Source organism: Nocardia sp. Marseille-Q1738 (genome assembly GCF_965283145.1).
In genome coordinates this window covers 606,835-621,656 of record NZ_CBDIMS010000004.1, presented here as the reverse complement: position 1 = coordinate 621,656, position 14,822 = coordinate 606,835, and the positions used below count along the sequence as shown (strand labels likewise).

At 67.9% G+C, this 14,822-nt stretch carries 1 protein-coding gene; it reads left to right on the top strand.

Annotation, left to right across the window (positions count from 1 at the left end):
* Positions 1-14,681, top strand: a 14,681-nt coding sequence (locus tag ACWPXK_RS19470; RefSeq protein WP_454197557.1) for an amino acid adenylation domain-containing protein, incomplete at its 5' end; no start/stop codon positions are given.
* Positions 14,682-14,822 lie beyond the last annotated feature (141 nt).

Here is a 14,822-nt window from a genome sequence, read left to right as displayed (position 1 = left end):
GGGCGATTTTGTGTGGTGGGGAGCGGGTGGGTCCGGAGTTGGTCGCGCGGTGGGCGAGCGGCGGTCGGTCGTTCTACATCGTGTACGGGCCCACCGAGACCACCATCTTCGCCACCGGCACCGAAGCGTTGACCAGGGATGGCGCGACGCATCTGGGCACTCCGGTTCCTGGTATGGGTGTGCATGTGCTGGACGCGCGGTTGCGGTTGGTGCCGCCCGGCGTGGTCGGTGAGTTGTATCTGTCCGGGCCTGCGCTTGCCGAGGGTTATCTCCGGCGCCCTGGGCTGAGCGCGGAGCGGTTTGTCGCCAATCCGTTCGCCGGGTCGGCTGGTGGTTCGGGCGCTCGCATGTATCGCACCGGTGATCTGGTGCGGCGGACTCCGGAGGGATTGCTCGAGTACCACGGCCGGGTGGATTTCCAGGTGAAGATCCGGGGCTTGCGGATCGAGCTGGACGAGATCGACAACGCGTTGACCGCGCATCCGGATGTCGACTACGCCGCGACACTGGGCACGACGCTGCCCTCCGGTGTCAAAGCCTTGGTGTCGTATGTGCTGCCACGCGCCGAGTCCACGACCGGCGCCGAGGGCGGCCGGGTCACGCTGGATACGGCCGAGCTCGCCGAGTTCGCCGGGAAAACCCTACCGGCATATATGGTTCCGGCCGCGATCATGGTGCTCGACGAACTGCCGCTGACGCCGGTCGGGAAACTGGATCGCGCGGCGTTGCCCGAGCCGGTGCTCACCGTGCGGGAATTCCGGGCGCCCGGCACGCCGAACGAGCAGTTGGTCGCGGATACCTTCGCAGCTCTGTTGCTGCCGCAGGGTGGCGACGACACCGATCGGGTGGGTGCGGATGATGATTTCTTCGAACTCGGCGGCAATTCGCTGATCGCCACCCAGGCCGTCGCCCGGCTCGGTACCGCGCTGGGTGTGCGGGTTCCGGTCGCGTTGTTGTTCGAGGCGTCGACGGTGGCGAAACTGGCCGGCCGTCTGAACGAGCTGACCGAGGTGTCTGTTGCGGCGCCGCGTCCGATGCCGCGGCCGGAGCGGGTGCCGTTGTCGTATGCGCAGCAGCGGATGTGGTTTTTGAACCGGTTCGACCCGGCGAGCGCGAGCAACAACATTCCGTTGGCGGTGCGGCTCAGCGGTGCGCTGGACGTGGCCGCGCTGCGCGCGGCGATCGGGGATCTGGTGGCGCGGCACGAGGTACTGCGCACCAGCTACCCGGAGCACGATGGCGTGGGTAGCCAACGGGTGCATGCGGTTTCGGAGCCGGGTGCGGTACCGGAGCTGCCGGTGCTGGAGGTCACCGAAGCCGAGATCCTCGAGCACACGGTGGCGGTTGCGGGTGAGGGTTTCGATGTCACAGTGGCGCCGCCGATCCGGTTGCGTCTGTTGCGGGTGAGCGACACCGAGCATGTGCTCGTGTGCGTGGTGCACCATATCGCCGCGGACGGTTCGTCCATGATCCCGTTGACCGCGGATCTGATGACAGCGTATTCGGCTCGGGTGGAAGGCGCGGCTCCGGGGTGGGAGCCATTGCCGTTGCAGTACGCGGATTACACGCTGTGGCAACGCGAAACCCTCGGCGAGGAAAGCAATCCGGACTCGACCCTTGCCCGCCAGATCGGCTTCTGGCGCGACCGGTTGGCCGACCTGCCGGAAAAGCTGGACCTGCCCGCCGATCGGCCGCGTCCGGCGGTGTTCTCCGGTCGCGGCGCGACGTATGAGTTCAAGCTCGACGCGTCGGTGCATGCGGCGTTGAACAGGTTGGCGAACCGGCACGACGCGACGTTGTTCATGGTCGCGCATGCCGCGTACGCGGTGCTGCTGGCGCGGTTGTCGAACACCGGTGACATCACTGTGGGTACCCCGGTGGCGGGTCGCGGGGACGCGGCGGTAGAGGGTTTGATCGGCATGTTCGTCAACACGCTCGCCCTGCGCACGCAAATCGACCCCGGCCACACGTTCGCGGAGCTGCTGGCGCAGGTGCGTGGTCGCGATGTGGAGGCATTCGGGCATGCCGAGGTGCCGTTCGAACGGCTGGTGGAGCTGCTGGATCCGGTGCGGTCGAGTGCCCATCATCCGTTGTTCCAGGTGATGCTGACTTTCCAGAACTTCGCGCCGACAACGCTGGAGCTGCCGTCGCTGAACGTGTCCGCGCTCGACTTCGCGTGGCCGCTGACGAAATTCGATCTCGAACTGACCATGGTGCCGCGCGAGGACGAGCGGACACCGTTGGGGATTTCGGCGGCGTTCACCTACTCCACCGACCTGTTCGACGAAGCCACGATCGCGGGCTTCGCGCGACGGTTGTGCGGAATCCTCACGGCGGTCGCCGATTCGGCGGACCGCGTCGTGGGGGAGATCGACCTGCTCGACCCCGCCGAACGCATCGCGATCCTGGAGTCCTGGAACGACACCCGCCACCCGGTCGCCGCGGGGTTGCTCCTGGACGGCTACCGCCGCGCCGTAGCCGAGTACGGCGATGCTGTCGCGGTCGTGTACAGGGATCAGCAGTTGACCTACCGTGAGTTCGATGAGCGGGTCAATCAGCTCGCGCGGGTGTTGATCGAGCATGGTGTGGGTGCGGAGTCGTTGGTGGGGTTGGCGGTGCGGCGGTCGCTGGATTTGGTGGTCGGGATGTATGCCATCCTGACCGCGGGTGGGGCGTATGTGCCGTTGGATCCGGATCATCCGGCTGAGCGGATCGGGCATGTGCTCGATACCGCCCAGCCGGTGTGTGTGCTCACCACGACCGTGGACACCATTCCCGTTCCGTCGCATATACCGGTGCTGTATCTGGACACTCTCGATACCGGTTTGCGGTCGGGCGCGCCGATCTTTGCGGAGGAATTGTTGCGGCGGGTGTTGCCGGAGCATGTGGCGTATGTGATTTTCACGTCGGGGTCGACTGGGCGTCCGAAGGGTGTGGCGGTTTCGCATGGGGCGATCGTCAATCAGATCGAGTGGATGCTCGCCGAGTATCCGATGGGTGTGGGGGAGGTGTATTTGCAGAAGACCGCGACGACGTTCGATGTGTCGTTGTGGGGTTATTTCATGCCGTTGCGGGTGGGGGCGAAACTTGTTGTCGCCGACCACGACGGCCACCGTGACCCGGCCTACCTCGCTGCCGCCATCGCCGCGCACGGGGTGACGGTGACCGATTTCGTGCCGACGATGTTGAGCGAGTTCGCCGCACACACTCCCGCGGGAAGCTTGGCGAGTTTGCGGGATGTGTTCGTGATCGGCGAAGCGCTGCCGCCGCGGACGGTGCGTGCGGTGGCTGCGGTGACCGATGCGCGGGTGCACAACCTCTACGGTCCGACTGAGGCGGCGGTGTCGGTCACCTATTGGCCTGCCGATAGTTCCGACACCCACACGGTGCCGATCGGTCGGCCGCAGTGGAATACCCGGGTGTTCGTGCTGGATTCGCGGTTGCGGCCGGTGCCTGCGGGGGTGGCGGGTGAGTTGTATCTGGCCGGTGATCAGCTCGCCCGCGGGTATGTCGCGCAGCCCGCGCAGACCGCGGGACGGTTCGTGGCCAACCCGTTCGCTGCCGGGTCGAGGATGTATCGCACGGGTGATCTGGTGATCTGGCGCGAGCCCGAGGCGGGTCGGGCGCAGCGGCTGGAGTATGTGGGGCGCACCGATTTCCAGGTGAAGTTCCGCGGCCAACGCATCGAACTCGGCGAGATCGAAACCGCGCTACTGGCCCAACCCTCGGTCAGCCAAGCCGCCGCGGCCGTGATCTCTTCCGCGCTGGGCGAGCAACTGGCCGCCTACGCGGTCCCGGCACCCGGACACGACATCGACCAACACCAACTGTTGCACGCGATCTCCGCGGTCCTCCCCGCATACATGGTCCCCTCCGCGGTGGTCGTTCTGCCGGAACTACCGCTCAACACCAGCGGCAAACTCGACCGCAAAGCATTACCGGAGCCGGTGTTCGAGGCCGCGGAGTACCGGCCCACCCGCACACCCGCCGAGCACGCGGTCGCCCAGGTGTTCGCCGACCTGCTCGGCGTCGACCGGGTGGGCGCGGAGGACGACTTCTTCGCCCTCGGCGGCAACTCGCTGCTCGCAACCAGGGCTGTCGCCCGCGTCAACGAGGTACTGAACTCCCACGTCACGGTCCGTGACCTGTTCGAGGCGTCACGGGTCGCCGCACTCGCCGCCCGGGTCGTTCCCGGCGGCGTGGATTCCCGTCCGGCACTCGTCCGTTCGATCCGACCCGACCACATCCCGCTGTCGCTGGCACAACAACGGATGTGGTTGCTCAACCGCATCGACCCGGACTCGCCCGCCTACAACATGCCGTTCGCCCTCCGGCTGACCGGGAGCCTCGACGTGCCCGCGCTGCGCCTCGCGGTCGCGGACGTGCTGGAACGCCACGAGGCGCTGCGCACGCGTTTCCCGGCCGACTCCGACGGTATTCCGTATCAGGAGATCCTGCCGGCCGATGCCGTACTGCCCGAGGGTCTGGTGGTCGAACACGACACCACCGACGTGATGGACACCGTGGCCGGGCTGATGTCCACCGGTTTCGACGTCACGGTGTCGGCGCCGCTGCGGATGCGGTTGTTCAGCTCCGGCCACGAACACCTGTTCGTCCTCGTGGTGCACCATATTTCGGCCGACGGGGTGTCGCTCGCACCGCTGGCCCGCGACTTGATGACCGCCTACCTCGCCCGCACCGGCGGCGGTGCGCCGGACTGGTCGCCACTGCCGGTGCAGTACGCCGACTTCGCCCTCTGGCAGCACGCCACCATCGGCTCCGACAGCGATCCGTCTTCCCCTGCGGCGCGACAGTTGTCGTATTGGCGCGACCAGCTGGCCCAGCTGTCCGGGCCGCTGCGGCTACCGACGGACCGTCCGCGCCCCGCCACGCCAACCACCCGCGGCGCGTCGACCGCCGTCGCCATCCCGGCCCCGATTCACGACCAGCTGACCCGGATCGCGCGTGACCACAACGCGACGTTGTTCATGGTGGTCCACGCCGCTCTAGCGGCGCTGCTCGGGCGGCTGTCCGGCGGCACGGACATCGTGATCGGTACGCCCATCGCGGGGCGCGGCGAACGAGCTCTGGACGATCTGATCGGGATGTTCGTCAACACACTCGCCCTGCGCGTCGAAGTCGATCCCGCGGCAACCTTCCACGACCTGGTCGACCGGACCCGCGAAACCGCGCTGTCGGCATTCGCCAACGCCGACATACCCTTCGAACGAGTCGTCGAGGAAGCCGGTCTCCCGCGCAGCGCGGCGGCCGATCCGCTCATCCGCGTAATGCTGTCGTTCCAGGACCTCGAGCAGCCCACGCTGGAATTTCCGGACCTGACGGTCACCGCACTGGACACCGGCGAGATCACCGCCAAATTCGACCTGCAGGTGATCATCGAACCACGACTCGCCGCCGACAACTCGCCCGACGAGATGGTGGTCGTATTCGCCTACGCCACCGACCTTTTCGACGAACCGACCGTACGCTCCTTCATGTCGCGGTTCGAACGCATCCTCGAGGCGGTGGCGGTCGATCCGTCGACAGCGGTGTGGGACATCGACATCCTCGACGCGGAAGAGGCCCGGCGGCTGACGGCCGCGGGTTCGGCCACGCCACCACACGAGAACGAGTCGGCCACCATCGCCCTGCTGCCGGATCTGCTGAGCGCCGCGGTGGAGGAGAACCCGGACGGAATCGCGGTGATCTTCGCCGACGAGTCCGAATCACTGGGCGAACTGGAGTACGCCGAACTCGACGAGCAGTCCACCCGATTGGCGCGGTCGCTGATCGCGCAGGGTATCGGGCCGGAAGACCTGGTAGCGGTGGGTATCCCCCGGTCGTTGGAGTCGGTGCTCGCGGTGTGGGCCATCGCGAAGACCGGCGCGGGCTTCGTACCGGTCGACCCGCACTATCCCCGCGACCGGGTCGCGCACATGGTGTCGGATTCGCGAGCGGTGCTCGGTCTGACCGTCGACGCGGTGCGCGCCGACCTCCCCGACGACGTCGAGTGGCTGGTCATCGACACCGCCGACTTCGCGGACGCACTCGACCGGCACTCCACCGACCCGATCACCGACCGGGATCGGACGCGACCGCTGCGTCCGGAGCACCCGGCCTACGTCATCTACACCTCCGGCTCCACGGGTGTGCCGAAGGGCGTGGTGGTCACCCATGCCGGGCTGCCGAGTTTCTGCGCGGAGCAGCGCGAGCGCTATCGCGTCACGAGTAGTTCGCGCACATTGCATTTCGCGTCACCGTCCTTCGACGCGTCGGTGCTGGAATTGCTGCTGGCCGTCGGCGGCGCGGCGACGATGGTCGTGGTGGCGCCGACTGTCTACGGCGGCGCCGACCTGACCGCGCTGCTGCGACGCGAGCGGGTGACCCATGCGTTCGTCACTCCCGCGGCGCTGGCCTCGATGGACCCGGCCGGACTCGACCGGCTCCGAGTGGTGATCGCCGGGGGCGAGGCATGCCCGCCGGAGCTGCTGCGGCGCTGGGTACAGCCGATCGCCGGCAGACGGACCCGTGAGTTCTACAACGGCTACGGGCCCACCGAGACCACGATCATGGCCAATATCAGCGATCCGCTGTCTGCTGAGGGGCCCGTGACGATCGGTGGGCCGATCCGGGGCATGCGCGCGCTGGTGCTGGACGGCAGGTTGCGTCCGGTGCCCGAAGGCATCACCGGGGAACTGTATCTCGGTGGCGACCAGCTCGCGCGCGGCTACCACAACCGTCTCGCACTCACCGCCTCCCGTTTCGTCGCCGACCCCTACGGCCCGCCCGGTGCACGGCTCTACCGCACCGGGGATATCGTGCGCTCCCGCCGGATCGACGCGCAGACGGTCGTCGAGTATGTCGGCCGCAACGATTTCCAGGTCAAGGTGCGCGGCTTCCGGATCGAACCCGGGGAGATCGACGCGGAGCTATCCCGCCGCCCGGACATCGACTTTGCCGTCACGGTCGCTCGCGAATCTGATTCCGGCGCAACGATATTGGTCTCCTACGTGCTGCCGGCGCCGGATGTGTCCATCGATACCGAGGCAGTTGTGGACGATCTCGGTCGCACGCTGCCCGCCCATATGGTGCCGACGGCCGTCGTCGTCCTCGACGAGATCCCGTTGACCCCGGTCGGCAAGCTGGACCGGCGGGCTCTGCCGGAGCCGCAACTGGCCACCGCCCCGTTCCGGCCGCCGTCGGGGCGGCTCGAACAGGCCGTCGCGGACGTGTTCGCGGAACTGCTGGGAGCGACCCGGCCGCTCGGCGCGGATGACGATTTCTTCCGTATGGGCGGGAACTCGCTGATCGCCTCGCAGGCCGCGGCGCGGCTCGGGGCCGTCCTGGACGCCCAAGTGCCGGTTCGGTTGCTGTTCGAGGCGTCGACCGTCGCCCGGCTCGCTGCCCAGCTGGCCGATTACGCGGGCTCGGGTCGCCGGGGGCTGCTGACCGCGCGTCAGCGGCCCGAGCGCATCCCGTTGTCGTCCGCCCAGCAGCGGATGTGGTTCCTCAACCAGTTCGACACCGGATCGGCGGCCTATAACGTGCCGATGGCGGTGCGGCTCACCGGAGACCTCGATGTGGCCGCACTGCACGCCGCAATCGCGGACGTCGTGGACCGGCACGAGATCCTGCGGACGGTTTATCCGCAGACCGCGCAGGGGCCCGCGCAAGTGATCCTTCCACCGGATCGGGCCGTGCCCATGTTCGAGGTGCGGACGGTAGCGCCCGAGGACGTCGAATCAGCTGTGCTGGAGGCGCTTTCGACCACTTTCGACGTCACCGCCGGGGTTCCCCTCGAGGTGGCGCTGTTCCGTGTCGCGAGCGCGGATCACGCCGCGCCCGTCGAGCATGTGCTCGCCATGGTGGTGCACCACATCAGCGCCGACGGATCCTCGCTGGGACCGCTGAGCCGGGACTTGATGGTCGCTTACGCCGCGCGCACGGCGGGTGCGGCGCCGAACTGGACGCCGCTGCCCGTCCAGTACGCCGACTACAGCATCTGGCAGCACGAACTCCTCGGTTCGGAAACCGACGCGGACTCGCGCGCCGCCCAGCAGATCACCTACTGGCGGCGGACCCTGGCCGGGCTGCCCGAGCAGCTGGAGCTGCCCACCGACCGGCCGCGTCCGGCCGTGCAGTCGTTCGCCGGCGGCACGGTGGAGGTCCGCGTCGACGCCGCGACCCATCAGGCCCTCGTCGACCTGGCCCACGACCATGGAGCCACCCTGTTCATGGTGGTCCACACCGCCTTCGCGGTGCTGCTGGCCCGGCTCGCGCGGACCGACGACATCGCCATCGGCACCCCGATCGCCGGCCGAGGCGAGGCCGTCCTGGACGACCTGATCGGCATGTTCGTCAACACCCTGGTCTTCCGCACCCGGATCGACGCCGGTGAGCCGTTCACCGAACTCCTCGTCCGGCAGCGGGATGCCGACATCGAGGCGTTCGCCAACGCCGACGTGCCGTTCGAGCGGCTGGTCGAGGTGCTCGATCCGGTGCGCTCCACCGCCCGCCATCCGCTGTTCCAAGTGGGCTTCTCGTTCCAGAATCTGGCCGAGGCCACCTTGGAGCTGCCCGGCCTGACAGTGTCGGGGCTGGATCTGGACACGGGCTTATCGCAATTCGACCTGCACCTGATCGTTGCCGACAGCTACGCCGAGTCCGGCGCGGCGGCCGGTATCAACGGTTTCCTGACCTACGCCGCCGACCTCTTCGACGCATCGACAGCGGAGACCATCGTCGCGCGATTGTCGCGGATACTGGAAACCGTAGCGCGGGCCCCCAAGACCGCGGTCGGAGAGATGGCGATCCTGAGCCAGGCCGAGCGCGCGGACATCTTGGTGCGGCGCAACGCCACACAGCGGCCGGCCGAGCTGCCGGCGACGCTGGTGTCGCTGCTCGACGCCACCGTGGCAAACTCGCGGGATGCCGTAGCCGTGGTCGCCGACGCACCCGAGGGCGCGACCGAACTGACCTACGGCGATCTCGACGCACGGGTCAATCGCCTTGCGCGGTACCTCATCTCGCTGGGCGTCGGCCCGGAGTCGCGGGTGGTGCTGGCGTTGCCGCGCTCGGTGGATCTGCTGGTCGCCATGTACGCCACGGCCAAGGCGGGCGGCGCCTACGTTCCGGTGGACCCGGAGCAGCCCGCCGAACGCACCCGGTACATCCTGGCGGCGGTCGACCCGGTCTGTGTGCTGGCCGGAACCGAATTCGACACCGAGATCGCGCCGGTGCTGCGCGTGCACGAACTGGATCTGGCCGGGCTCGATCCGGCGCCGATCTCCGATGCCGATCGGATCATCCCGTTGCGGCCGGAGCACACCGCGTACGTGATCTTCACCTCGGGCTCCACCGGTCGGCCGAAGGGTGTCGCGGTGCCGCACGAGGCGATCGTCAATCAATTGCGCTGGAAGAACATCGAATTCGGTCTGGACGCCGCCGACGCGGTGTTGCTGAAGACCGCGGCGACGTTCGACTTGTCGGTGTGGGAATTCTGGTCGGCGGCGGTATGCGGCGGGCGATTGATCATCACCGCACCCGACGGACACCGTGACCCGGCCTACCTCACCGAGCTGATGGCCCGGGAATGGGTGACCACCCTGCACGTCGTGCCGTCGATGCTGGAAGCGCTGCTCACCGCGGGGCTGCCCGACTCGCTGTGGCGAGTGCTGGCCATCGGTGAGGCGCTTCCCGCCGCGCTCGCGCAACGGTTCCGGCGTGAGCATCCGCGTACCGAACTGTTCGATCTCTATGGCCCGACCGAGGCGGCGGTCTCGGTCACCAGCCATCGGGTCACCGACGGTGACGAGGTAACCGTGCCCATCGGCGTTCCCGAGTGGAACAACCAGGTGTACGTCCTCGATGATCGACTGGAACCGGTTCCGGACGGTGTTGTGGGGGAGATCTATCTGGCTGGTGTGCAGCTGGCGCGAGGCTACTTCGGGCAGGCGACGCTGACCGCGGAGCGGTTCGTCGCCGACCCCTTCGGCGTGGGGGAGCGCATGTACCGCACCGGCGACTTGGCCGTGTGGAACCGCGCGGGTGAACTGGAATACCGGGGCCGCAGCGACTTCCAGCTCAATATCCGCGGCTTTCGCGTCGAACCCGGCGAGATCGAGGCCGCGCTGCTGACCCTGCCCGATATCGCGCAGGCGGTGGTGACCGCGCGCACCGACGCTCGCACCGGTGACCGCTTGGCCGCCTATCTGGTGCCCGCGGGCGACACTGCCGATCTCGATGTCGCTCGAGTGAAGTCGGCGCTCGGTGCCGTGCTGCCGTCGTACATGGTGCCGTCCGCGTTCGTCGTGCTCGACGCGCTGCCGTTGACCGTCAACGGCAAACTCGACCGTCCCGCGCTACCCGAACCGGAGTTCGCCGCGACGGTGTACCGGGCGCCGTCGACCCCGATCGAGGAGATCGTCGCCGGTATCTACGCTGACCTGCTCGGCGTCGAGCGAGTGGGCGCCGAGGACGACTTCTTCGCACTCGGTGGCAACTCGCTGCTGGCCACTCAGGTCGCGGCCCGCCTCGGCGCCGCACTCGAAACCACGGTTGCGGTGCGCCTCCTGTTCGAAGCGCCCACCGTGGCAGGGCTGGCGCTGCTGGCCGGACAGCGCGCGGGCGCGGGTGGCCGCCGCGCGCCGGTGGCGGGTCCACGACCGGAACAGCTCCCGTTGTCGCCGGCCCAGCAACGGATGTGGTTGCTCAATCAGTTCGACACCACCTCCGCGGTCGACAACATCCCGGTCGCGGTCCGGCTGACCGGCTCACTCGACGTCACCGCTCTCCGGCAGGCCGTCGTCGACCTCGTGGCCAGGCACGAGATACTGCGCACCCGCTACCCGCACACGTCGGCAGGCCCGGTGCAACAGGTGCTCGACCCGGGCGATGTTCCGATCGACCTCCTGCCCAGGCAGATCGGCGCCGACGAGGTCGACCAAGAGGTCCGCGGTGTCGTCACGAAAGGTTTCGACGTCACCGTCGAACTTCCGTTCCGCACCGCGCTGTTGCGGCTGTCCGACACCGACCACGTGCTGGTCTTGGTCGCCCACCACATCAGTGCCGACGGGTGGTCGATGGGGCCGTTGACCCGTGACCTGATGCTCGCTTACGCCGCCCGCGTGGCCGGAGTCTCGCCCGACTGGTCGCCACTCCCGCTGCAATACGCGGATTACGGCCTGTGGCAACGCAGTGTGCTCGGCTCGGAGGACGATCCGCACAGTCCCATCTCGCAGCAGATCGAATACTGGCGCTCGACGCTCGCGGGGCTGTCCGACGAGCTGCCACTGCCAGCCGACCGCATCCGGCCCGCGGTGCAGTCCTTCTCCGGTGGACGCGTCGGATTCACGATCGACGCCGACCTGTACCGGGAGCTGCGGGCGTTGGCCCGGGCACAGCACGTGACGCTGTTCATGGTCGTGCACGCGGCCTTCGCCGTCCTGCTGGCGCGCCTGTCCGCTACCGAGGACATCGCGATCGGCACCCCGGTGGCCGGGCGCGGCGAGCCGGAATTCGACGACATTATCGGCATGTTCGTCAACACCCTCGTGCTGCGGACACAGGTGTCCGGCAGGCTGACGTTCGAGGAGCTGCTCGCGCAGACCCGGAGCACGGATCTGCAGGCGTTCGCGCATGCGGACCTGCCCTTCGAACGCCTCGTGGAACTGCTCAACCCGCAACGCTCCACGGCGCGGCACCCGCTGTTCCAGGTGTCGCTGACCTTCGACAATCTGCCCGAGAAGCGTCTAGAACTGCCCGGATTGCGGGTGGAGGCGGTCGATTTCGAGGTAGGGACCGCGAAATTCGATCTGTCACTGGCAATCCGGGAGAACAGTTTCGCGCTGGAAGCCGGTCATGACGTCGGCATGTACGCGGAGTTCTCCTACGCCAGCGACCTCTTCGACGACGCGACCGTGCAAGGCTTCGCGGATCGATTCGGTCGAATTCTGGCCGCGGTGGTCGCCGATCCGGCCGCGCCGGTCGGGGACATCGATCTCCTCAGCGCGTCCGAGCGCGCCACAGTGCTCGGTGAACGGACGTCGTACCACGCTTCGGCGCCGGCTACCACGTTGCCCGAGTTGATCGGGGAGCAGGCTCGCCGCAGACCGGATGCGGTGGCCATCCGCTGCGGCGATGCGACGTTGAGTTTCGATGGTTTGTACCGTGGTGCGAACCGGGTTGCGCGTGCGTTGATCGCGGCGGGGGCGGGGCCGGAGTCGTTGGTGGCGGTGGCGGTGTCGCGGACCGAGGAGTTGCCGGTCGCTCTGTTGGGTGTGCTCATGTCGGGTGCGGCGTACCTGCCGATCGATCTCACCTATCCGGCGCAGCGGTTGGTGGGTGTGTTGGCGGACGCCGCTCCGGTGTGCGTGCTGACCACGTCGGCGGAACGGGCAGCTTTGCCGGACACCGGGTTGCCGGTGGTGTTGCTGGAGCAGGCGGCGGGGTTGGCTGATGGTCCGGTGACCGACGCCGAGCGGGTGGCGCCGCTGCGAGCGGGCAACCTGGCCTATGTCATCTACACTTCCGGCTCCACCGGTGTCCCGAAGGGTGTCGGGGTGACCCACCGGAATGTGGTGGAGTTGTTGACCAATACGCGCCCGTTGTTCGGGTTCGACGAGCGTGATGTGTGGACGGTGTTCCATTCGTTCGCGTTCGATTTCTCGGTGTGGGAGTTGTGGTGCGCGCTGGCGACCGGCGGCAGTGTGGTGGTGGTCGATTACGTGACCTCCCGATCCCCGGAGCTGTTGCGGGAGTTGCTCATCCGGGAGAAGGTGACGGTGCTGAACCAGACCCCGTCGGCATTCCGCCAACTCGGGGAGGCCGACCGAGGGGCTTCGGCCACGACCGGAGAATTCGCGCTGCGGTACGTGATCTTCGGTGGCGAGGCGCTGGATCTGCGCCACCTGCGGAGCTGGTATGAGCGTCACCCGGTCGACGCGCCGCGGTTGGTGAATATGTACGGCATCACCGAAACCACCGTGCACGTGTCATTCCTGCCGCTCGATGAACACGTGGTGGACAGCCCGGCAAGCCTCATCGGCCGGGCACTGCCCGGGCTGGACACCCATGTGCTGGATATCCGTTTGCGTCCCGCACCTTTCGGCACTCCCGGTGAGATCTATGTCGACGGGAGTCAGCTGTCGCGCGGGTACTTGGGGCGGGCGGGGTTGACCGCGACGCGGTTCGTGGCGAATCCCTTCGGGCCGCCGGGGTCGCGGATGTATCGGTCGGGGGATCTGGCACGCTGGACCTCATCGAGTGGTGAGCCCGGGCTGGCTTACAGCGGGCGGGGTGATCAGCAGGTGCAGTTGCGTGGTTTCCGGATCGAACTCGGGGAGATCGAAGCCGCGTTGCTGCGCTGCCCGGGCGTGAGCCAGGCTGTTGCGCTGGTTCGCGCCGATGTCACACTCGGCGATCAACTCATCGGCTATGTCCGGCCCAAGCCAGGCGCGCGGCTGGACCCGATCGAACTCCGCACCCAGGTCGGCGAGTTCCTGACCGGTTATATGGTGCCCGCCGCGATCGTGGTGATCGACACCGTGCCGTTGACGGTGAACGGCAAACTCGACCGTCGTGCCCTGCCCGCCCCGCAATTCCGGGCGCGGGAATTCCGCGCCCCCGCCACCCCGGTGGAGGAGATCGTGGCCGCGGCGTTCGCGCAGGTGTTGGGTGTGGACCGGTTCGGGATGGACGACAACTTCTTCGAGCACGGTGGGAACTCGCTGATCGCGGCGAAGCTGTCCGCTCGGCTGTCGGGTGTGTTGGGCACGAAGGTGCCGGTGATGCGGGTGTTCACCGCGCCAACTCCTGGTGAGTTGGTGGCGGATCTGGCGCGCCGCGCCAGCGGTGGTGTGGAGAGCGAGGCGGCGTTCGAGATGTTGTTGCCGCTGCGGCCGGGGGGTTCGGCGGCGCCGCTGTTCTGCGTGCATCCGGTGTCGGGAATCTCCTGGTCGTATGCGGGGTTGGCCGCCTACCTCGATCCGGACCGGCCCATTTATGGTTTGCAGACCCCGGTGCTGGCCACCGCGGAGGCGGTGATGCCGGACTCGATCCAGGACTGGGCGGCCCGGTATGTCGAGCTGATCCGTGAGGTGCAGCCGGAGGGTCCCTACCATCTGCTGGGGTGGTCCTTCGGCGGGGTCATCGCGCACGAGATGGCGGTGCAGCTGCAAGGCGCGGGCGAAACCGTGGCCTTGTTGGCGGTGATGGACAGCTACATGGCCGACCCGCCCGGCACGCCGGTCAGCGACGCCGGTCAGGTCCCGGTGGCCGAGCTGATCGGCGGTTTGCTCGGTGAAGCGGCCGGGGATCTGGGTAACGTCGCGGAACTGGATTGGGCGGCGCTGCCGCAGATGTTCACCGAACTGCCCGAACCGTTCGCCTCTTTCGGCGCCGAGCGGGTCACCCGGATCCTCGACGCGGCGGTGCACTCCGTCGCCTTGCGCAGCACCTACCGGCCGCCGGTGTACCGGGGTGACGTCGTGTATTTCACCGCCGCTCTGGACGACCCCACCGGCTGCGTCGGCGCCACGCTCTGGAGTGAGGTCGTCGACGGCACAATCCACAACCATGCCGTATCGACAACGCATTGGCGGATGACCACCGCCACCGGACTCGCCCGAATCGCCGACGTCCTGACACAACTGTGGCGAGACGGCCGACCCAGTCGAGAATGAACTCTCGACCTCACCGGAAGACGCCCGGTCAGCCGCTCATCAGCGCCTGACCGGGCGATGGCCCATTCGGGTTTCTCCACGCGAACTCCACCGCTCGGGAACTCGCTCAGCTGGAATCGGCGCTGAGAGAACACGCGTTGA